The organism is Streptomyces sp. NBC_00878, from assembly GCF_026341515.1.
Classification (GTDB): Bacteria; Actinomycetota; Actinomycetes; order Streptomycetales; family Streptomycetaceae; genus Streptomyces.
Window position 1 is genome coordinate 6,542,945 of record NZ_JAPEOK010000001.1, and the last position, 19,629, is coordinate 6,562,573.

20 protein-coding genes and 1 pseudogene are annotated in these 19,629 nt (G+C 69.3%); 11 read left to right on the forward strand and 10 right to left on the reverse strand.

From position 1 onward, the window contains the following. Positions 1-8: 8 nt before the first annotated feature. Together OHA11_RS28455 and OHA11_RS28460 are read left to right on the forward strand one after the other, a co-directional pair. Positions 9-1,307: an RNA polymerase sigma factor gene (locus OHA11_RS28455; RefSeq protein WP_266501148.1), complete on the forward strand. Its 1,299-nt coding sequence runs from the start codon at positions 9-11 to the stop codon at positions 1,305-1,307. Between the two features lie 182 nt (positions 1,308-1,489). Further along, the gene (locus OHA11_RS28460; protein WP_266501149.1) at positions 1,490-2,644 is read left to right on the forward strand and encodes a dipeptidase; all 1,155 of its coding nucleotides are present in this window, start codon (positions 1,490-1,492) and stop codon (positions 2,642-2,644) included. A gap of 61 nt (positions 2,645-2,705) precedes the next feature. On the opposite strand, the gene OHA11_RS28465 is transcribed toward OHA11_RS28460, so the two are convergent. Continuing rightward, positions 2,706-3,107: a VOC family protein gene (locus OHA11_RS28465; protein ID WP_266501151.1), complete on the reverse strand. Its 402-nt coding sequence runs from the start codon at positions 3,105-3,107 to the stop codon at positions 2,706-2,708. A 136-nt stretch (positions 3,108-3,243) separates the two neighbouring features. Here OHA11_RS28465 and OHA11_RS28470 point away from each other — a divergent pair, with 136 nt between their 5' ends. Next, positions 3,244-3,744, forward strand: coding sequence for a CGNR zinc finger domain-containing protein (locus tag OHA11_RS28470; protein WP_266501153.1), 501 nt, complete (start codon positions 3,244-3,246; stop codon positions 3,742-3,744). A gap of 69 nt (positions 3,745-3,813) precedes the next feature. Here the strand turns inward: OHA11_RS28470 and OHA11_RS28475 are convergent, their stop codons facing one another. From OHA11_RS28475 to OHA11_RS28500, 6 genes are all read right to left on the reverse strand, one after another. After that, positions 3,814-4,629, reverse strand: coding sequence for a cupredoxin family copper-binding protein (locus OHA11_RS28475; RefSeq protein ID WP_266501155.1), 816 nt, complete (start codon positions 4,627-4,629; stop codon positions 3,814-3,816). Then, on the reverse strand, positions 4,626-5,138 hold the full coding sequence (locus tag OHA11_RS28480) for a hypothetical protein (protein WP_266501156.1): 513 nt from the start codon (positions 5,136-5,138) through the stop codon (positions 4,626-4,628). The genes OHA11_RS28475 and OHA11_RS28480 overlap by 4 nt, the downstream gene beginning before the upstream one ends. Before the next feature lie 136 nt (positions 5,139-5,274). Next, a complete protein-coding gene (locus OHA11_RS28485; protein ID WP_266501159.1) occupies positions 5,275-6,354 on the reverse strand; it encodes a cupredoxin family copper-binding protein in 1,080 nt (359 codons plus the stop codon). Positions 6,355-6,403: 49 nt separating this feature from the next. Continuing rightward, positions 6,404-7,804: a copper resistance CopC/CopD family protein gene (locus OHA11_RS28490; RefSeq protein WP_266501161.1), complete on the reverse strand. Its 1,401-nt coding sequence runs from the start codon at positions 7,802-7,804 to the stop codon at positions 6,404-6,406. Continuing rightward, the gene (locus OHA11_RS28495; RefSeq protein WP_266501164.1) at positions 7,801-8,466 is read right to left on the reverse strand and encodes a hypothetical protein; all 666 of its coding nucleotides are present in this window, start codon (positions 8,464-8,466) and stop codon (positions 7,801-7,803) included. The genes OHA11_RS28490 and OHA11_RS28495 overlap by 4 nt, the downstream gene beginning before the upstream one ends. A gap of 356 nt (positions 8,467-8,822) precedes the next feature. Beyond that, positions 8,823-10,166 carry a UDP-glucose/GDP-mannose dehydrogenase family protein gene (locus OHA11_RS28500; protein WP_266501166.1) on the reverse strand — a complete coding sequence of 448 codons (1,344 nt, stop codon included), beginning with the start codon at positions 10,164-10,166 and terminating at the stop codon, positions 8,823-8,825. A gap of 189 nt (positions 10,167-10,355) precedes the next feature. On the opposite strand from OHA11_RS28500, the gene OHA11_RS28505 reads away from it, so the two are divergent. From OHA11_RS28505 to OHA11_RS28520, 5 genes are all read left to right on the forward strand, one after another. Beyond that, the gene (locus OHA11_RS28505) at positions 10,356-11,513 is read left to right on the forward strand and encodes an acyl-CoA dehydrogenase (RefSeq protein WP_266501167.1); all 1,158 of its coding nucleotides are present in this window, start codon (positions 10,356-10,358) and stop codon (positions 11,511-11,513) included. 445 nt (positions 11,514-11,958) lie between these two features. Continuing rightward, positions 11,959-12,039, forward strand: coding sequence for a hypothetical protein (locus tag OHA11_RS48560; protein ID WP_353962974.1), 81 nt, complete (start codon positions 11,959-11,961; stop codon positions 12,037-12,039). 17 nt (positions 12,040-12,056) lie between these two features. Then, the gene (locus OHA11_RS28510; protein WP_266501171.1) at positions 12,057-12,284 is read left to right on the forward strand and encodes a DUF397 domain-containing protein; all 228 of its coding nucleotides are present in this window, start codon (positions 12,057-12,059) and stop codon (positions 12,282-12,284) included. Between the two features lie 218 nt (positions 12,285-12,502). After that, positions 12,503-13,081, forward strand: coding sequence for a hypothetical protein (locus OHA11_RS28515; RefSeq protein ID WP_266501174.1), 579 nt, complete (start codon positions 12,503-12,505; stop codon positions 13,079-13,081). Positions 13,082-13,256: 175 nt separating this feature from the next. After that, positions 13,257-13,604, forward strand: a complete 348-nt coding sequence (locus tag OHA11_RS28520; protein WP_266507519.1) for a VOC family protein — start codon at positions 13,257-13,259, stop codon at positions 13,602-13,604. Positions 13,605-13,715: 111 nt separating this feature from the next. Here OHA11_RS28520 and OHA11_RS28525 read toward each other — a convergent pair. The 3 genes from OHA11_RS28525 to OHA11_RS28535 form a co-directional block, all read right to left on the reverse strand. After that, positions 13,716-14,590, reverse strand: a protein-coding gene (locus tag OHA11_RS28525) for an IS5 family transposase (RefSeq protein WP_266501177.1) whose coding sequence is annotated in 2 segments (ribosomal slippage) — positions 13,716-14,198 and positions 14,201-14,590 — 873 coding nt in all. Because the reading frame shifts where the segments join, the coding sequence is not laid out codon by codon here. A 90-nt stretch (positions 14,591-14,680) separates the two neighbouring features. Next, positions 14,681-15,118: a cytidine deaminase gene (locus tag OHA11_RS28530; protein ID WP_266501180.1), complete on the reverse strand. Its 438-nt coding sequence runs from the start codon at positions 15,116-15,118 to the stop codon at positions 14,681-14,683. Positions 15,119-15,139: 21 nt separating this feature from the next. Next, complete coding sequence (locus tag OHA11_RS28535; RefSeq protein ID WP_266501182.1) at positions 15,140-16,273, reverse strand: IS630 family transposase; 1,134 nt, start codon at positions 16,271-16,273, stop codon at positions 15,140-15,142. A gap of 439 nt (positions 16,274-16,712) precedes the next feature. Here OHA11_RS28535 and OHA11_RS28540 point away from each other — a divergent pair, with 439 nt between their 5' ends. The 3 genes and pseudogenes from OHA11_RS28540 to OHA11_RS28550 all read left to right on the forward strand — a co-directional run bounded on the left by OHA11_RS28540 (position 16,713) and on the right by OHA11_RS28550 (position 19,392). Then, positions 16,713-18,014 (forward strand): MFS transporter, encoded by a 1,302-nt coding sequence (locus OHA11_RS28540; RefSeq protein ID WP_266501185.1) that lies wholly within the window; start codon positions 16,713-16,715, stop codon positions 18,012-18,014. 222 nt (positions 18,015-18,236) lie between these two features. Further along, positions 18,237-18,479 (forward strand): hypothetical protein, encoded by a 243-nt coding sequence (locus OHA11_RS28545; RefSeq protein ID WP_266501187.1) that lies wholly within the window; start codon positions 18,237-18,239, stop codon positions 18,477-18,479. 107 nt (positions 18,480-18,586) lie between these two features. After that, positions 18,587-19,392: pseudogene (locus OHA11_RS28550) on the forward strand (transposase family protein). The last annotated feature ends 237 nt before the right edge of the window (positions 19,393-19,629 follow it).

Here is a 19,629-nt window from a genome sequence, read left to right on the forward strand (position 1 = left end):
GGTGGAACGTGACACCAGAACCATCAGAACCATCAGCGGACGCCCCCGCCCGCGCCATCGAAACCGTCTTCCGCATCGAGTCGCCCCGCATCATCGCCGGTGTCGCGCGCATCGTGCGGGACGTCGGGATCGCGGAGGAACTGGCGCAGGACGCGCTGGTCGCCGCCTTGGAGCAGTGGCCCCGGGAGGGGGTGCCCGACAACCCCGGGGCGTGGCTCATGGCCACGGCCAAGCACCGGGCGATCGATCTCGTACGCCGGCGTGAGCGGTACGCGCGCAAGCTGGCGGAGATGGGGCGCAACCTGGAGGCCGCCGCGCCGCACGGGCACGTGGACGAACCGGCCGACCCGGACGACATCGACGACGACCTGCTGCGACTCGTCTTCACCGCCTGTCATCCCGTGCTGTCCGCCGAGGCCCGCATCGGCCTCACCCTGCGGCTGCTCGGCGGGCTGACCACCGTCGAGATCGCCCGTGCCTACCTCGTCCCGGAGGCGACCGTCGCCCAGCGCATCGTGCGCGCCAAGCGGACGCTCGCCGCGAAGAGCGTCGCCTTCGAGGTGCCGTACGGGCCCGAGCGCGAGGCCCGGCTCGGGTCCGTACTCGAAGTCATCTACCTGATCTTCAACGAGGGGTACGCGGCCACCGCGGGCGACGACCTGCTGCGCCCCGCGCTCTGCGAGGACGCCCTCCGACTCGCCCGCGTGCTGGCCGAGTTGATGCCCAAGGAACCCGAAGTGCACGGACTGGTCGCCCTGTTGGAGATCCAGGCGTCGCGGTCGGCCGCGCGCACCGGGCCGTCGGGCGAGCCCGTACTCCTCAAGGACCAGCAGCGTTCCCGCTGGAACCGGCTCCTCATCCGGCGCGGTTTCGCCGCCCTCGCCCGTGCGGAGACCGTGTCCACGGGGGCCATGTCCACGGGGGGTGTTCCGGGGCCGTACGTCCTCCAGGCCGCCATCGCCGCGTGCCACGCCCACGCCCATACGTACGAGGAGACCGACTGGGCGCGGATCGCCACGTTGTACGGGCTGCTTGCAGCCCGCGCTCCGTCTCCGGTGGTGGAGCTGAACCGGGCCGTCGCCGTGTCCATGGCCGACGGGCCCGAGGCCGGGCTCGCCATCGTGGACGCGCTGGCCGCCGAACCGGCGTTGCGGGGCTATCACTTGCTGCCCAGTGTGCGGGGGGATCTGCTGGAGCGGGTCGGGCGGGTGGAGGAGGCGCGGGAGGAGTTCGAGCGGGCAGCTTCTTTGACGCGGAATGAGCGGGAGAGGGGGCTTTTGCTGGAGCGGGCCCGTTCCGCGCACTAGCTCCGCCGGGGCGCTCCACTGGGGGCGGGTCTGAGGCTGCGGGTTTGTGGGGGCTGAGCGCGCGGTTCCCCGCGCCCTCAACGGGGCGTGGTAGCCCGAACGCGTCACCCACCGAGACCCCGTCCCCGTGCCGTGTCACGGTGGGACCACCTGTTGCCACCACCGGACCCAGGAGCCCCGCCATGGCAGATCTGCAGGATGAACTGCACGAAACCGCCGAGGTCGGCGAGCTGGATCACCCCGCTGTCGAGGGGGAGTTCGAGCGGCGGAAGGCGGCTGATGTCGATGCCGACGCGAAACCGGACGCGGAACCGGACGCGGACGGGGACGACGACCCCCTCGTCCGCGCGCACGCCCTCCTCGCCGCTCACCCCGTCGCCGACGGCTACAGCGGGCTGCCGTGGGCGCTGCGGCACCTGCCCTGGTACGACCTGGAGCTCGGCGAGAGCACGGTCGACACGGATGTGCCCCGGCTGAGGGAAGGGCACGTGGGGGCGTTGTTCTGGTCGCTGCATCTGTCCGAGGGGCTCGTCGGCGAGCGGGCCGTCGGGGCCACCCTGGAGCAGTTCGACCTGGCGAAGAGCGTGGTGGAGGCCCATCCGGAGGGCCTGCGGATGGCACACAGCGCGGCGCAGATCACGGACGCCAGGAACTACGGGCGGGTCGCCGTGGTGCTTGGTCCCGCGGCCGCCGCCGCGCTGGACGACTCGCTGGGCATCCTGCGCGCGCTGCACACTCTCGGCCTGCGCGTTCTCACCCTCTCCGGCGTGTCCTGGGCCGGCGAGAACGGGCTGACCAGGTTCGGTGAGGAGGTCGTACGCGAGGTGAACCGCATCGGCGTACTCATCGACCTGTCCGGCGCCTCCGACGCGACCGTCCGCCGCGCCCTCGGCATCTCCAAGACCCCGGTCGTGTGCACCCGCTCCGCCGCCCGCGCCCTGCGCCCCCACCCGGCGAACCTCCCCGACGACGTGCTCGTCGAACTCGGCGCCACCAAGGGCCTGTGCCTCGTGCCGCTGACCGCCGAGCAGACGGGCCCGTCGATACGGGACGTCGCTGACCACCTCGACCACGTACGCGCGCTCGCGGGCCCGGAGTGCGTCGGCCTCTCGGGGACGTACGACTCCGGGGCCGCCCACCCCCAGGACCTGTCCGACGCCTCGGGCTATCCGCGCCTCGTCGCCGAACTCCTCGTCCGCGGCTGGTCCGAGTCCGACCTGGCCCTGCTCACCTGGGGCAACGTCCAACGCGTCCTGCGCAGCGCGGACTTCGCGGCCCGCGCCGCCCGCAGCCGCCGGGAGCCGTCCACGGCGAAGATCGCCGAGCTGGACGGGTAGCTCCCCGGGATGCGTAGCCCCCCGCCCCGGCACCGGGGCGGAAGCCTCAGTAGCCGATGCCTCAGGAGGCGCAGAGGCAGAACGGGTGGCCGGCCGGGTCCGCGTACACCCGCCATGTGCGCTTCTGGTCCTCCGCGTCGAGGACCTTCGCCCCCAGCGCCAGGACCTCCTTCTCCGCCGCGTCCAGGTTCTCGACCGTGAGGTCCAGATGGAACTGCTGCGAGCCGTCCTGTGACGGCCACCTCGGCGGTACGTGACCGGGGGCGGACTGGAAAGCGAGCTCCTGTCCGTCGGGCAGCCGCAGGACGACCCAGTCGGCTGCACCCTCGGTCTCGACGGTGCTGCCGCCCGGCTCCTCGGCGTAGAGCGTGACCTTGCCGCCCAGCACCTCGGCGTAGAACGCGGCGAGCGCGCGGGGGTCGGGACAGTCCAGAACGACGGAGCCCAGTGTGGCGAGTGCCATGACTTCCTCCTGTGGTGTCCATGCAGTCCATGCCATGGATGCAGTCCGTGCGGTCCATGCATCGCTTGTTACCGGCAAGGCGAGTCAGCCGGTAACGGTTACTCCATGCTCCCCCATAAGGGGTAACGTCGCAACCATGAATGACCGCGCGCCCGCACCAGGCGGACTGGCCCTGATCCAGTCCCTGGTGAACACCCTCGACATCGAGTCGGGCCGCGATGCCCTGGACACGGCCGAGGGGCGCGCGCGGCTGGACCTGACGGAGGCCGACGTGGAGGCCGCGCGGGAACTGCGCGAGTCGCTGCGCGTCGTCTGCCTCGCGCACGCGGGCCATCCGGCACACCGGGAGGTACGCCCCCTCGACGAGCTGCTCGCGTCTGCCCCGCTCGTCCTCACGGTTACGGAGGCGGACGGCTCGGCGGCCCTCCGGCCCGTGGACCCGGCCTCCCTCGCCTCCCGCGTGGCGGCGGCCGTCGCCGAGTCCCTCACGACCGGCACCTGGCTCCGCCTCAAGGCCTGCGAGGCGCCGGACTGCCACTGGGCGTACTACGACCGCAGTCCGGCGGGCCGTGGCCGCTGGTGCTCGATGGCGGTCTGCGGGGCACGGGCGAAGATGCGCCGCTATCGCGCGAAGTAGCCCGTGCCCGTGCCCGTGCCGGGCCCGGCCCCGGGGGCCGCCCGTGCTGGGCAGCCCCTCCCGTGACCACTACTGCTGCGGGACGTCCTGTTCCTCCCTCGCCGCCGCGCGCGACCCCACCAGGAGGAGGCACAGCACGGCCACGCCCGCCACCACTCCGGCCAGGACGAGCAGGCCGTCGAGGCCCCGGGCGGAGGCCGTCGGTTCGAGGGCCTGCGGGGTGACCGCGCCACCCGCCGCGGGATCCGCGGCAGCACTCGAAGTGGGCGGCGCGGAAGGTGACTTGGCGGAATCGGGCGACTTGCCGCGAGGTGCCGATGTGGTCGGCGCGACCGGAGCCTTGGTCACCCCGCCCTGCCCGTTCCCCGAGCCCGAGCCTGTCCCTTTCCCTGTCCCCGAGCCCGTCCCGGTTCCCGTTCCCGTTCCCGTCCCGGTTCCGGACTCGTCATGATCGGAACCCGCGTGCGAATGGGTCGGTGTCGCCGACGGCGCCGCCGCCCGGACCACGATCCGCGCCGTCATGTCCGGATGCACGGTGCAGTAGTACCCGTACGACCCGGCCGTCGTGAACGTGAAGCTCCAGCTCTGCCCCTTCTGCAGCATCGGCGAGTGGAGGGAGACCGGCCCGGAGGTGGTCTTCACGTCGTGCGGGGCCGTGTCCTGGTTGGTCCAGGTCACCGTGGAGCCCACCGGGACGGTGAGGGTCGCGGGGCTGAACGCGTACCCCTTCATCGCCACCCGGAAGGTGGCCGCCGACGCGGGCGGTCCGGGCACGGCCCACACCAGCAACAGCGGTACGAGCAGCGCCAGTACGGAGAGTGCGGCGGGCAGCGAGAGCTTCCGTCCCCGTCCCCGTCCCCGACGACCCCGCCACCCCGCCCTCACGCGAACTCCGCGGCGAGCAGCAGCCGCAGTCGGGTCGCCGGGCGCAGCCGCGGCAGCCGGAAGCCGGTGGCACGGCGGAGCAGCCGGTACGGGAGCCGGGCCGCGCCCACCACCAGCAACCGGCCCTCGGCGCACCTCACGACGCGCAGCCGCAGCAGCACGGGGAACGCGACTCCCCGTACGTCGAGGTCGGCGATGAGCTGCACGTGCCGCCCGTCGGCCAGGGGTTCCACGTGCTCGGAGACCAGCGAGGCCTTCATCGGGCGGGCGAAGTCGAAGCGGAACACGGGCCGTTCATCCAGGGACTGGGTCTCGGACTCGGTCTCAGTCTCGGATTCGGTCTCAGTCTCGGACTCGGGGACCGTGAGTGAGGCCCCCGTCAGGGTGACGCGGTGTCGCAGGGTCGCCAACGGCCCGTAGTACGCAGTGAGTTCGACGAAGGACCGGCCGGGTGCGACGGCGTACCGGCCGGGGGGAGGGGAGAGGGCGGGCAGGGTGACGGTCGTCATCCTGGTTCTCCTTCCGAGGAGAAACCGAGCGGGGATGGGAGAGGCGGGGGTGGGAGAGAATGAGCGCCGGACGCCGGGCCGGCCGACTGAGCCTCGGCCGGCCCGGCGTCCTCCTACGGCGGCGATGCCGCCGGTGTCAGCAGCTGCTGGTCAGATAGCCCGTCGTGGGTGCGAGCAGGTGCTCGGCCCAGACCGTGTGCATCTTCACGTAGCTGTCGACGTTGAGCAGATCGGTGACCTGCTGGCCGAGCGACTCCTCCAGATGCGCCGAGTTGACGTGCTGGAGCAGCACGCCGAGGGTGTCGTCGACGACCGTGCCGCCGCCTTCCGTGGCGGGCTTGAGGATGCTCTCGATCCATACGGTGTGCATCTTGATGTACGAGTCGAGGGCCAGCGCGTCCTGCACCTGCTCGCCCGGAGAACGCTCCAGGTGCGCGGCGTTGAGGTGCTGCAGGATCGGCAGCAGTACGTCCTGGACGCTGGCGCACTGCTCGTCGCCACCGCCCCCGCCGCCTGTGCTGCCTTCCGTGCTCCCACCCGTGCTGCCACCGCTGGTGCCGCCGGAGCTGCCTCCGGACGTGCCGCCGGTGTCACCCCCGCTCGTACTGCCCGAGCCGGAGCCCCCGGTCGAGCCTCCCGACGTACCGCCGGTGGAGCCGCCGGACGTACCGCCGGAGCTGCCCCCGGAGGTACCCCCTGTGCCGGACCCGCCGGTGGAACCTCCGGTGGACCCGCTGTCGTCCGCGACGACCTTCACGGACGCCACCATGTCCGGGTGCACCGCGCAGTAGTACTCGTACGTCCCCGCAGTGGTGAAGGTGTACGACCAGGAGTCGCCCTGCTGGAGGGTGCCCGAGTCGAACTTCTTCGGTCCCTTGGTGGTGGTGACGGTGTGCGGGGCCGTGTCGTGGTTGGTCCACTGGACGGTCTCGCCGACCTTGACGACCAGCTGCTTTCCGTCGCCGAACTTGTTGCCCATGATGGCGACCTGGTGGTCGGCCGCGGCGGCTGCCGCCGGCTTGACGTCGGCCGACTCGGCTGCGGGCGCCTGAGCCGCGCCCGCCGCCGAGTCCGTCGTCGACGCCGAACCGGCCGTCGCCTGCAACAGGCCCAGGCTCAGCACCGCCGCGAAGGCGGCGCCGAGTCCGGCGACGAGCAGGGCCCGGTTCCCGGCGGGCGCCCGGCGGCGCCGTTCGCCGGTGTCTTTTCTGCGCATCAACGCAACTCCCTTGTCTGTGAGGGGATTTCGGGGTTTGAGGAGGAAGTCAGCGACCCGGATCGGCCGTGACCAGCAGACTCGTCACGGCGAGCACGACGAGGACGAGCCCCGTCTCCGCCGCGACCGAGTAACCGAAGGGCCGCACGGTGGCGGCCTCGCCGCGCAGCAGCACGGCGAGTTCGAGACGCGTACGCACCCACTGCCGACTGCGCCACGCGGCGAACAGAACGAGGGCCAGCACACCGGTCTTGACCAGCAGCAACTGCCCGTACGAGGTGTGCAGCAGGGCGTCGTACGAGCCGACGACCTGCCAGGCCAGCACGAGCCCGGCGACGGCGATCGCGGCAACCGACGCGCCCGCGAGCTTCGAGTAGCGGGGCACGACCAGCGTCAGTTCGTCGGGGTCACGGCGCGGCAGCACCGCCACCGCGAGCATGACCAGACCGCCGATCCACAGACTCGCCCCGAGCAGATGCACCAGGTCGGCCAGCGCGCCCCAAGTCGGCTCCGTGCCCTCGGAGTTGTGGCCCGTCATGCCGGTCGTACGCAGCAGCCCGAGCGACACGGCGAGGGCACCCACCCGCCAGCCGGGCGAGCGTGCTGTACGCCCACCGCCCTGCAACAGCGCGCTCAGCACCACGGCGGCGAGTACCCAGAGCAGCCCGCGGGCGGCGAGCGCGATGCCCGGCTCGGTGGTGAGCACGTTCGCGTACACCGACGCCGAGAGCGCGTCACGGAGGCTGCCCAACTCGGCGTACGCGCCCTGCAGTCCGAGCGCCGCGACCGTCGAGAGCAGCCCGGCGCCCCAGGCCAGGGCGAGCATCGTCCGCGCCCGCGGCTCACCCGCCCCACGGGGCCAGAGCAGCGCGACGAACGCGATGCCGCCGATGAACAGGGCCAGCGAGAGATAACCGGCCCAGCGAGCGGCGACGAGGCCGCGCCGCACCGAGGGGGAGAGCGCGGGGGCGGCCTCGTCGCCGCGGTCCTGGGCGGCGGCGGCCGTCGCGTCCGTATCGCCACCGCCACCGATACCGCCACCGATACCGATACCGATACCGATACCGATACCGAACGTGAGCCGGCCGGAGGAGGCGTGCCCGTCCTCCTCGTCGATGACGGACCAGGTGAGGGCGAGTTCGCCGGTCCGAGGAGGTACGCCGCTGAGCGCGGCCCGCACGGTGTCGCCGCCCGCGCCCGGGGCGCGGGAGACGGGGAGCCGGTCGCCGTCGGGCGTCATGACGCGTACGTCGGACAGCTCGACGGGCTCGTCAAAGGTGAGCGTGACGTGCGCGGGCGCCTTGCCCAGTTCCGCGCCGTCCTTGGGAGTTGAGCGGACCAGCTCGGTGTGCGCGGAGGCGGGGGTCGCACCGACGAGGACGTAGAGGCCGTACAGGAGAACGGTGAGGAGGACGAGGAGGGGAGCGAGGCGGCGACGTCGTGTTGTCACGGGGTGGCCCCCGCGGCGTCCGGGGTGTCCGAAGCATCCGGGGCGGAGAGGAGGTTCGGCGTGGCGATTCCGACGCAGAGGGAGGGGGCCGGCTCGGGTGTCGGTTCCGTGCCGCCCAGGAGACCGAGGGCCTGGCCCGTGAGCCCGGAGATCCCGGTGAGCAGGGGGCGTACGAGGCGTACGTCGCCGTCGTCGCAGGAGCCGTCGCCCGAGGGCTCCTCACCCGTGGAGCCGGAGGGGGAAGGGGCGGGAGTGGGCGTGGAGGGTGTGGTTCCGTCCCCGCCGTGGCCATCGTGGCCCCCGCCTCCGGACCCCCCGCTCCCGCTCCCGGTCCCGGTCCCGGTTCCGTGCCCGGCGTGGCCGCCGTCCCCGATCGGTACGACGCCTGTGCCGATCGGCAACTCGCCTGACCCGACCGGGACTTGGGGTGCGGGAGCCGCTCCACCCGGCGTGTCCTCGCCCGGCGCCGGAGCCGTACTGGGCGGTGCCGTCGCCGCCGGTGGCGACGTGGGCGGCACGGCGGCCTGCGCCGACCCCGACGACGACGGGGCGCCGATCCCCGAGGCGTAGCCGAGCACGATCACCACGGCGCCCACGAGCGCGCCCGCGACCACCTCGTCGCGGTGATCCCTCGGCCAATCCGCCCTGTTGAACAGGGGCATGATCACTCCTGGCATGGTCCGGTCATTCAGGTCGGTGAATGCGGACCAGTGGAGTGGGAGCCGAATTCCGCGCGGCTACGCATTGGTTAATCGCCTGTTGCCTGCCTCTCCTTCGGGGGTGCCCCTGCTGTGAGAACGGGCGACAACGGCGTCATTCCATGCATTGCGACTGTGAAGAACTCGCGCACACGGCACGGCAATTCCACCACATTGCTCGAAAGCGATTCGAACCAATTGGAGAGAAGAGGTGCAGGGCATATGCCGGGCAAGCAGCAAGCAGCAAGCAGCAAGCAGCAAGCAGCAAGCGGAAAGCGGAAAGCCGCGAGTCGCCCGTCGCGGTCAGGTGGCCGCAGCGGTTAGGCGGCGGGTCGCCCCATCGCCCGGTACGTCCAGCCCGCCGCCCGCCACACGGCGGGGTCGAGCGCGTTGCGGCCGTCCAGCAGGACGCGGTCCGTCACGGCCTCGCCGAGCACCGCCGGGTCCAGTTCGCGGAACTCGCGCCACTCGGTGAGGTGCAGGACGGCATGGGCCCCGCGTACGGCCTCCGCGGCCGTTTCCGCATACGCCAGCGTCGGAAAGAGCCGTCGGGCGTTGTTCATGCCCTTGGGGTCGTAGACCGTGACCTGGCCGCCCTGGAGGTGAATCTGCCCCGCGACATTCAGCGCGGGCGAATCGCGGACGTCGTCCGAATCCGGCTTGAACGTGGCGCCGAGTACCGCGACCCGCTTCCCGAGGAAGGAACCGCCGCCCAGTGCCTCGCGCGTCATTTCCACCATCTGGCCGCGGCGCCGCATATTGATGGAGTCGATCTCGCGCAGGAAGGTGAGCGCCTGGTCGGCGCCCAGCTCACCGGCGCGTGCCATGAACGCGCGAATGTCCTTGGGTAGACAGCCGCCGCCGAAGCCGATGCCCGCACGCAGGAACTTCTTCCCGATCCGGTCGTCGTACCCGATCGCCTCCGCGAGCTTCACGACGTCGCCGCCGGCGGCCTCGCAGACCTCGGCCATGGCGTTGATGAAGGAGATCTTGGTGGCGAGGAAGGAGTTCGCGGCGGTCTTCACCAGCTCGGCGGTCGGGAAGTCGGTCACCACGAAGGGTGAGCCCTCGGCCATCGGCGTGGCGTACACCTCGCGCAGCAGCTTCTCGGCGCGCTCGCTGCGGACGCCGGCCACGATGCGGTCGGGGTGCAGGGTGTCCTGGACGGCGAAGCCCTCGCGCAGGAACTCGGGGTTCCAGGCAAGCTCGACCTCCTCGCCGGCGGGGGCGAGTTCGACGAGCGTACGGGCCAGCCGTTCGGCCGACCCGACGGGCACGGTGGACTTGCCGACGACGAGGGCGGGGCCCGTCAGATGGGGGGCGAGGGAGGCGAAGGCGGCGTCGACGTACGACATGTCGCACGCGTACTCGCCGTGCTTCTGCGGGGTGTTCACGCAGACGAAGTGGATGTCGCCGAACTCCGCGACCTCGGCCCAGTCCATGGTGAACCGCAGCCGCCCGCTGGACCCCTCGATCCCGGCGACGTGCTTGCCGAGCAGCTCTTCGAGCCCCGGCTCGTACATCGGAACCTCGGCCCGTTGGAGCATCTCGATCTTCTCGGGGACGACGTCGAGCCCCAGCACCTCGAACCCGAGCTCGGCCATGGCCGCGGCGTGGGTGGCGCCGAGATAGCCGGTGCCGATCACGGTGATCTTGAGGGCCATGGGGACTCCTGGGGTATCCGTCCGGGGTGCGCTGACCGAGCATAGTCGGGGCTTGTTCGAGGGCTTCACCGGGCAGTTTTCCCCTTGTCGCCAAGCTCACGTACCACTCCCGTGGGCGGGCCCCTAAAATTTGGGTTACTTAACGGTAATTAGCGTCAGCATCACAGTGTCTTTGGAGCGTGAGAGACCTTGGCCGGATCGGCTGATTTCGACCTGTACCGTCCGTCCGAGGAGCACGACATGCTCCGCGACGCGATCCGTTCACTGTCCGAGGCGAAGATCGCGCCGTACGCCGCGGCGGTGGACGAGGAAGCCCGCTTCCCCCAGGAGGCCCTGGACGCCCTGGTCTCCTCCGACCTGCACGCCGTGCACGTACCGGAGGCGTACGGCGGCGCGGGCGCGGACGCACTGGCGACGGTGATCGTGATCGAGGAGGTGGCGCGCGTCTGTGCCAGCTCCTCCCTGATCCCGGCGGTGAACAAGCTGGGCTCGCTCCCGGTGATCCTCTCGGGCTCCGAGGCGCTGAAGAAGAAGTACATGACACCGCTGGCCAAGGGCGACGGCATGTTCTCGTACTGCCTCTCCGAGCCGGACGCGGGCTCGGACGCGGCGGGCATGAAGACGAAGGCGGTCCGGGACGGCGACTTCTACGTCCTGAACGGCGTGAAGCGCTGGATCACGAACGCGGGCGTGTCCGAGTACTACACGGTGATGGCGGTGACGGACCCCGAGAAGCGCTCGAAGGGCATCTCGGCCTTCGTCGTCGAGAAGTCGGACGAGGGCGTCTCCTTCGGCGCTCCGGAGAAGAAGCTCGGCATCAAGGGCAGCCCGACGCGCGAGGTCTACCTCGACAACGTCCGCATCCCGGCGGACCGCATGATCGGCGAGGAGGGCACGGGCTTCGCCACGGCGATGAAGACCCTGGACCACACCCGCATCACGATCGCGGCCCAGGCCCTCGGCATCGCGCAAGGGGCTTTGGACTACGCCAAGGGCTACGTCCAGGAGCGCAAGCAGTTCGGCAAGCCGATCGCCGACTTCCAGGGCATCCAGTTCATGCTGGCCGACATGGCGATGAAGATCGAGGCGGCCCGCGCCCTGACGTACCAGGCCGCGGCGAAGTCCGAGCGAGGCGACGCGGACCTGACCTTCCAGGGCGCGGCGGCGAAGTGCTTCGCCTCGGACGTGGCCATGGAGGTCACGACGGACGCGGTCCAGCTGCTGGGCGGGTACGGGTACACGCGGGACTATCCGGTGGAGCGGATGATGCGAGACGCCAAGATCACCCAAATCTACGAGGGCACGAACCAGGTCCAGCGGATCGTGATGGCGAGGAACCTTCCGTAGCCGAAAGGTCCAGCCGACGGTGAGCGAAAGGTGGAGGCGCTCTTCGAGTTGCCTCCGCCTTTCTTTTCGCCTTTCCAGCCCGATACCTCGGGGTCGCCCGCTCGGCTCAGCTCGAACCACGTGACCTTGCCCGGCTCCGGCCCGGCCGCCCGGCTGCCCCATGCCTTCGCGCACCGGCTCACCAGCAGTAGACCGCGCCCCCGTTCCCGGCGCAGGCCCTCGTCCATCGGGCAGGGCAGCGCATTGCTGCTGTCCGCGACGCTGACGTGCAGAGTTCCGTCCCGCCAACGCACGTACACGGTCGCGGGACCTGAGGTGTAGCGGTACGCGTTGCCGCACAGCTCGCTGGTCAGTGACTCGGCGGTGTCCGCGAGATCGGTCAGCGAGTGGCGCGTGAGGATCGACCTACGTGGAGGACGACACCCAAGTAGCCGCGTATAAACTCATGTTCGACCAGTTGAGGGCCGTGGCCCTTGGCCCGGGGCCGTCGCTGAACCTCATCCAGGGCCTGGCTCAGCGACTCTGAGCGTGAGCGAGGTGCGCGTGTCAGAACCTATGTGGCAGAAGTCCAGCTTCTCCGGCGACGACGCCAACAGGGACTGCGTGGAGGTGGCCACCGCCCCCGGCGGAGGGACACTGCTGCTGCGCGAGTCCGACGCCCCGGACGCAGTCCTCCGCACGGCACCAGCCTCGCTGCGGGCGCTGCTCGGCGCCGCGCGGTCCGGGCTGTTCGGCACCCCTGCCGCCTGCGTCAGCCGCTCATCTGACTGAGTGGACAGTCCAGTGCGAGAGATCAGTTGCCGATCCGGGCCAGGGTGACCTCTGGCAAGTGATCTTGACCGTTTGTCAGGCGAGTTCGACTGGTCGGTTCTGTGTCGGCGCTGCCGGTTGATTCGGTAGCTCAGGGACCGTATGTCAGAACTGGGTGGTAGGTATGGGCTGTGGATGCTGATGACTCCCTCTTGCCATCTGCCGATCATCCTGCCGAGATGGCGTTCAGACGCGGGTGCCAGGCCCTGGACTCGGGGGACCGGGAACGCGCACGGAGCCTGTTCGAGGAGGCGGTTCGCGGTTCCGGCCCGCAGATGCTCTGGCGCGTGGCCGAGGCATGCCTGGAAACCGACCAAAGCGCATTCTGGATGCGTCGGGCCGTGGTCTCGGAGAGCGAGCCGGGCGGCATCACGGTAGACCCGGGCGCGCTACGCATCCTGGGGGGCAACGGCGATATGTTTCAACAGTACTGGGAGATCGCCGTCGAGTCGAACGACCCGGCCCGTGCGGTCGCGGCGCTCACCGCCGCGGAACGCCGCCTGGCGTGCGTGCTCGAGGACGGCCGCGAACTCTCGCCGGAGGAGGCCGACGATGTCATGGCCGACACCGACCTCTACAGCCCCAACTACGTCGCCGTCGACGAAACGGTCCCCCGCGTGTGGATGGACTGCAAGGGCGGGATGTTTCCCCACATGGCCCGCACCGCGCTGCGCATCGTGGCAGACGAACTAGTCAAGGCCGGGGTACTGCAAGCACACCTGTTCACCCGTCCCGCATCGCACCCCTCCGGCAGCTAGGGCGTGTATCGAAAGCGCCGGTCACAGCCACCCGTTGCTCTGAGGCAGGGGTAAACCGTTACTTCAGCGGTGGATGTGGCGAGTACGGTGTGGCTGTGGCCGGTGATCGCGTGCAGCGGCGGCTTACGGAGGCAGACGCGCGGACGCGAAGGAGCGAATGGTGCCAGGCGCTGTACTGCGAGGGGTGACTCTGGACTGTGCCGACCCGCAGACGCTGGCGGGCTTCTACGGTGCACTGACCGGGATGCGCGAGCTCTTCAGTACGGACGAGTTCGTCGCTCTGACGGACGGCTCCGGCTGTGATCTGGGGTTCCAGCGGGTTGACGGATACCGGGCTCCGCAGTGGCCGGGTCAGGACGTGCCACAACAGTTCCACCTGGATTTCCGCGCTGACGACCTCGATGCGATGGAAGAGCGGGCGCTGGAACTCGGCGCGGCCAAACCGGACCATCAGCCCGGCGACGGACGCTGGCGGGTACTCCTGGATCCGGCTGGCCACCCCTTCTGCCTGACGTCTTCCTGACATCTCCGGCGTTGACAGGTATCCCCCGTCAGACGCCGTAGCGCTCAGGCGTGGGCGGCGGTTCATCAGCTGCTGGCCGCCTCGGAGAGGGCATGGCGTCGGATGTGCTGGTCATAGCCACTCGTTGATTGCCGCTACGAGGACGGTTGCCTCGTAGCGGACCGCGAGTTTGTCGTACCTTGTGGCCACGGAGCGGTGCCTTTTGAGGCGATTGATGCCGCACTCGACCGCGTGCCGAGCCTTGTAGTCCTCCGGGTCGAACTTCGGCGGACGGCCGCCGCGGGAGCCGCGTTTCCTTCGGTTGCGGGCCTGGTCGGCCTTGTCCGGGATGGTGCAGCGGATGCCACGTCTGCGCAGGTAGGAGCGGTTCTTGCGGGAGGCGTACGCCTTGTCGGCGCGCACCCGCCTCGGCCGGGTGCGCGGTCTGCCCGGCCCCAGCCGGGGCACCCTGATGCGGCCCAGGACGGCCTCGAATTCCGGGGAGTCCCCGCGCTGCCCGGCGGTGATCACGATGGACATGGGTTTCTGCCCCTGCTCGACGGCGAGGTGCAGTTTGGTGGTCAGGCCGCCGCGCGAGCGCCCGAGGCCGTGGTCGTCGGGCTCGACTGCGACACCGCCGGGCGGCTCCTTTTGCAGGTCCCCCTTTTCCTCGCTCCGGCGGCGTGCTGGTGGGCCCGGCAGACGGTGGAGTCGACGTTGAGGTCCCAGGTGATCAGGTCCTTGGCATCGGCCCGGGCCTGGAGTTCGGTGAAGATGCGCTGCCAGGTGCCGTTGCGCTGCCAGCGGCGGAACAGGTCGTACGCCCGGCCCCACGGCCCGTACTCGGCGGGCATGTCCCGCCACGGGATGCCGGTACGAACCCGGAACCGTATGCCGTCGATCAGCTGCCGCCGGGTCCAGTTCGGTGGCCAGCCGGGCTTCTTGCCCTTCGGCAACAGCAGCTCCAGCACGGCCCATTGCTCGTCCGTCAGATCTCCACGCGCCACGAATCAAGATCATCTCACGCCCAAGATCCACTTTCGACACACGCCCTAGTGCCGCATCAGGCAACGTTCGCCCGGTAACCGCCTGGAGCGTCAGCTCGTGTTGAGTGGTGCACTCTCCTCAGCGTCGAGCTGGTGGTCCGCCCAGATGTAGCTTTCGGGAAGCAGGTCGGTGACGGTCACCGTTCGGAGGTCGTCGTCTGTCCCAACGATGACCTTGAGGGCGGGGAAGTAGTCGAGAAGGACTTGGCGGCAGCGGCCGCACGGGGGCACGAGGCCTCGGTCGCGGTCGCCCACGGCGACGATGGTGTCCAGGTCATAGGCGCCTTGGGCGGCAGCGGCGCCGATGAGGACCAGCTCCGCGCAGGGGCCTCCGGTGAAGTGATAGGCGTTCACCGCGGTGACGATCCGGCCGTCCCGGGCGCGGGCCGCAGCCGCCATGGTGTGGTTGTCGCCCCGGCAGCGTGTGGCCGCGACGTGTGCCGCTGCCCGGATCAGTTCGTGGTCGACCTGGTCGGTCTGTGTGGTCATCTTCCCTGCCTTCATGCGGTTTCAGGCGATGTTGGCCCTGTCGACGACTGTGCGTAGGTGCCGGTCGTCGGCATGGCGGTTTCGCCAGATGATGTAGCGGCGGATCATGCTGCCCTGTTCTTTGTGGGTGGCGTGGTCGGTGCCGTCGAGGGTGAAGTAACGCAGGGCGGTGAACTGGGCTTCTATGCGGTTGAGCCAGGAGCTGTTGGTAGGGGTGTAGGCGATCTCGACATTGTTCGCCGCGGCCCAGGTACCGACGCGCCGGCACTTCTTCGTGGTCAGGTGCGGGGAGAAGTTGTCACAGACGATCGCGATCCGGACCCCGGGCGGGTAGAGAGTGCGCAGGTAGCGGCAGAACTCCAGGAACTGGGTGCGCTTCTTGACGGGCTTGATGTGGCCGTAGATCTTGTCCTTGGCCAGGTCCAGGGCGGCGAACAGGTGCCGTACTCCGCCGTAGCGGTTGTAGGTCGCCCGGCGCCGCCGACGCGGCTCACGGTCGGGGTCCTTGTGCTTGCCGCCGCGTTCGGCCCACTGCTTCCCGGGGTGGGGCATCAGGTTGAGCGGGCCGAACTCGTCCATGCAGAAGACGATTTCGGGCTCGTTCGCCTCGGGTATGACTTCGCCGTCGGCGATCGCGTAGAGGTGCTCGACGCGGGCTTTCTTGGCCGCGTAGTCCGGGTCGTGGGAGGTCTTCCAGGTCTTCAGGCGTTGAAAGGAGACGCCTTCCTCGCGGAGCAGGATGCGCAGGCCCTCGTGGCTGATGTCGTCGATCACCCCCTCGGCGACCAGGAAGTCCGCCAGCTTGGACAGACTCCAGGTGGAAAAGGGCAGGTCGTGCTCAGCTGGCCTGGACTTCGCGATCTTCTTGATCTCGCGGCGCTCGGGCAGCGTGAACGTCCTGGGCCGCCCGCCCTTGTATTTCGGGTAGAGCGACTCGAAGCCGTCGGCATTGAAGTTGTGGATCACATCGCGGACCCGGTCGTCGCTGGTGAACGACACTTCGGCGATCTTCGCCACCGGCATGCCTTGCGCGGACAGCAGAACCATCTGGGCCCGCCGCCAGGTCACCACCGATCCGGCGCCCCTGCGGATGATCCGCAGCAGCCGTCTGCCCTCGTCATCGTCGATCTCCCGGACCTGAACTCGTTCTGCCACGAGAACAGCATGGCCTGCCCGCGCCGCCCGGACCGACACCCGGACGGCGCGTCACAACAGGGCGAACGTTGCCTGCCGCGGCACTAGCGACGACCGCTGGCGGGGTGGGGCGCCGCTGGACGGCCATCGCCGTTTGACGCCACCAAGGACCTCGGTGCAGGCGACGCACCTGCCAAGATCAACTGCGTATCTCGAACGACTCCCTGTGCGAGCCCGCCCATCGCGAACGGATCGTCTTTGCGGAGGGCCGGGGCCGGCGGTGACAATGAGTGGAAGTGCCGGGTGGTCATCCCGGCGAAGTGTTGGAGGCGCTGCTTGTGAACGCCGCATCTCTGCGGTGCGCCTTGCTATGCGCGCCAGACGCTGACCACTTCGCTTCGCCCACCGGCTGACTTGCTTCGTTCGCGGTGGGCGCTTCCCCTCATGGGAGACCACCGTAGTGTCCGAAGACTCCTTGGCCCGTGATCGCCGTCCTCTGACAACGGTCCTTGCCGCCAACGTCGTTTCGATCACCGGGAATTGCCTCACGAACATGGGCGTGCCGTGGTTCGTGCTGCAGAGCACGGGCAGTGCTGCCAAGGCCGGGATCGTCGCGTTCTGCACGATGCTGCCCGTAGTGCTGACTGCGCTTGTCGGTGGTCCGGTCATCGACCGGATCGGACGGCGGCGGGTAGCCGTCATTTCGGACCTGGCCTGCGGAGTGGCCGTTGCGGCGATCGCGCTACTGCAGTTCGCCGACTTCCTGCATTTCTGGATGCTGTGCGTGCTGATGGCGGTCACAGGGCTGTTCCGTGCGCCGGGTGAAACTGCCCGCGGTGTGCTGTTGCCCACGCTCGCCGAACGCGCCGGGATGCCGCTGACCAGGGCTGCCGGGTTGTACGACGGTGCGTCACGCTGTGCGGCGCTGACTGGATCGGCTCTCGGGGGTGTGCTGATCGCCGTACTCGGAGCCGAGAACGTCCTGTTGATGGATGCCGCGACCTTCGCCGTGTCCGCGCCGCTGTTCGCGTTCGGGGTCCGGGGCGTGCCCGAGGCGCAGGCCCAGCGGCGGGCAGAGCCGATGTCGCTGCGTGCCTACCGTCGTGAGCTGGGGGAGGGCTACCGCTTCGTGGCGGCCACGCCATTGCTGCTTGGCATGTGCTTCATGACGCTGATGACCAGGGGCCTCGACCAGGGGTGGAGCGCCGTACTCCTCCCAGTGCATGCCCGTGAGGAGCTGGGTGGTTCCGTTGATCTCGGTCTGCTGGAGGCTGCGTTCGGGATCTGCGCGCTCACGGGGGCGCTGGTCTTTGGGGCGGTGGGCAGCCGCTTTCGGCGGTGGCCCGTGTTCACGGTCGCGTTTCTCATCGTGGGCCTGCCGCGCTTCGTGGTGGCCGCCTTCACCGACACTTTCGCGCCGCTGGCGGTGATGATGGCGGTTGAGGGGCTCGCCTGCGGTGTGCTCAACCCCATCATGGCCACAGTGAGTTATGAGACGGTGCCGGAGGAACTGCGCAGTCGCGTGTTCAGTGCGACAACAGCCTGGTTCCAGCTGGTTACTCCGCTGGGCGGGCTGGCTGCGGGCTTCCTCGTGGACTCGGTCGGCCTACCCTCCGCGCTGCTGGCGGCGGGCGGTGTGTATCTCCTCGCCACGCTGTGTCCGGTGATCTTCACGGCCTGGAGGCAGATGGACAGTACCGGTTCTCCTCACGACAGGGCGGAGAACTCCCTGCCGCAGGGCTCGGGGTCGAAGCGGGTGTAGTGCGGCGCGGGCCGCCTGTGCCTGGGCTGTCTTCCCGCAGTCGACAGTTCCGGCGTTACCTTTCTTTCCCCACTTCACCCCATTTCCAAGGCCCCGTCGACGCTGAGCGCGTACAGGTCAGTTCCGTTCTGCATCGCTGCACCTTCCTGCTCACCTGTCACGGTCATGGCTGACCGTCGCCGCCCATGTCGGACGGGAGGTCACGGAAGGAGAGGCAGGGGCATGCTGCCTGGAGCTATGCCCCTGTTCCTGGGATGCGGTCGTCGCGGTCTGCGACTTGGCCGCGACGCGGAGCGCTTCCGCTATCTGTTGTACGTGGTCAGCGTGGAGCATCCCCACATGCACAAGCGGCGTGCCGGAATGAGTGACCATGGGCCGCAGATGGTCTTGAACACGCTGTGGGATGCCGAGAGCGGCCAGCGCTTCGCGAAGCGCCTTGGTTGCGTCGTTCGCCCGGCTGCGTGAGTCGCGCCACGTCTGCATGTCCATCAATGAGCCTCTTTCATCCTGTGTTGAGGGGTGAACGAGGTTGCTCAGGGTGGTGTGACGTGGCGAAGCCCCTCGTCGTTGGTGTGGTGATCTCACTCAACACGCCGACGGCCGGGGGGCTTCGTTGGTTCCGTATCCTTCCACGCTCGACGTATCGCACGACCTGGTTGAGCACGTTTCCTGGCTGATTTACGCCCGAAGGCGTGAACAAGGCACGAGGTGGAGGAAGTTGGGCTGTTTCCAGCAGGCTCTGCTCGCCCTGGCCCACCTGCGCAAGAACGAGACCCTGGCCCAGCTCGGCGCCGGCTTCGGAGTCTCGGAAGCAACGGCCTGGCGGTACGTGGACGAGACCATCAGCGTTCTCGCAGCCTGGGCACCAGGTCTGCGGGAGGCCCTGACCGGCCGGGGCGAGGACGACTTCGTGATCCTGGACGGCACCCTGATCCCCACCGACCGCGTCGCGGCCGACGAGCCGTACTACTCCCAGAAACACCGCAAGCACGGCATGAACGTGCAGGTCATCGCCACGCCCGACGGCACACCCCTGTGGTTCTCCCGGGCACTGCCCGGCCGTACCCACGACCTGACCGCGGCCCGCGCCCACAGCGTGATCGAGACCTGCCTCACCCGGCAGATCCTCGTTCTGGCCGACCGGGCCTACCAAGGTGCCGGCGCCACCGTCCGCACCCCCTACTACCACCACCACGAACTACCCGAGCACTACCAGCAGTACAACCGCGACCACGCCCGACTCCGCGCCCCCGGCGAACGCGCCTTCGCCCAGCTGAAGACCTGGCGCCTACTCCGCCGAGCCCGCTGCTCAACCAACCGCATCGGACGCATCATCGCCGCCGTCCACACCCTACTGATCTGCGGATACTCAGGATGAAAGAGGCTCAGTGCGCCTCTGTGTGATGCTGACGCAGGTTTACATTGCAGTCGGACACGCCACTGTAGTTCCCTGTGGAGCGCGCATTCCTCCTGGCAACCACAATAGACAGGCAGTCAGCACAGCCGGGCTTTGCTGAGGGTTCAGGCGGCAGGTCAGTCAAGTAAAGCCCTCTGAAGATCAGCTCTCCAGGTTCTGTGGTCTTCTCTTCGCTTTCCACGAATTCATCTTCGCGCC

What these genes read in the sequence shown, in the direction of transcription:
- OHA11_RS28470 (WP_266501153.1), top strand. Translation starts at nt 3,244, where the DNA reads ATGAATGACCGCGCGCCCGCACCAGGCGGACTGGCCCTGATCCAGTCC.
- OHA11_RS28495 (WP_266501164.1), bottom strand. Translation starts at nt 8,466, where the DNA reads ATGCCCCTGTTCAACAGGGCGGATTGGCCGAGGGATCACCGCGACGAG.
- OHA11_RS28515 (WP_266501174.1), top strand. Translation starts at nt 12,503, where the DNA reads ATGGCGTTCAGACGCGGGTGCCAGGCCCTGGACTCGGGGGACCGGGAA.
- OHA11_RS48560 (WP_353962974.1), top strand. Translation starts at nt 11,959, where the DNA reads ATGTTCGACCAGTTGAGGGCCGTGGCCCTTGGCCCGGGGCCGTCGCTG.
- OHA11_RS28530 (WP_266501180.1), bottom strand. Translation starts at nt 15,118, where the DNA reads ATGACCACACAGACCGACCAGGTCGACCACGAACTGATCCGGGCAGCG.
- OHA11_RS28460 (WP_266501149.1), top strand. Translation starts at nt 1,490, where the DNA reads ATGGCAGATCTGCAGGATGAACTGCACGAAACCGCCGAGGTCGGCGAG.
- OHA11_RS28465 (WP_266501151.1), bottom strand. Translation starts at nt 3,107, where the DNA reads ATGGCACTCGCCACACTGGGCTCCGTCGTTCTGGACTGTCCCGACCCC.
- OHA11_RS28500 (WP_266501166.1), bottom strand. Translation starts at nt 10,166, where the DNA reads ATGGCCCTCAAGATCACCGTGATCGGCACCGGCTATCTCGGCGCCACC.
- OHA11_RS28480 (WP_266501156.1), bottom strand. Translation starts at nt 5,138, where the DNA reads ATGACGACCGTCACCCTGCCCGCCCTCTCCCCTCCCCCCGGCCGGTAC.
- OHA11_RS28485 (WP_266501159.1), bottom strand. Translation starts at nt 6,354, where the DNA reads ATGCGCAGAAAAGACACCGGCGAACGGCGCCGCCGGGCGCCCGCCGGG.
- OHA11_RS28545 (WP_266501187.1), top strand. Translation starts at nt 18,237, where the DNA reads ATGCTGCCTGGAGCTATGCCCCTGTTCCTGGGATGCGGTCGTCGCGGT.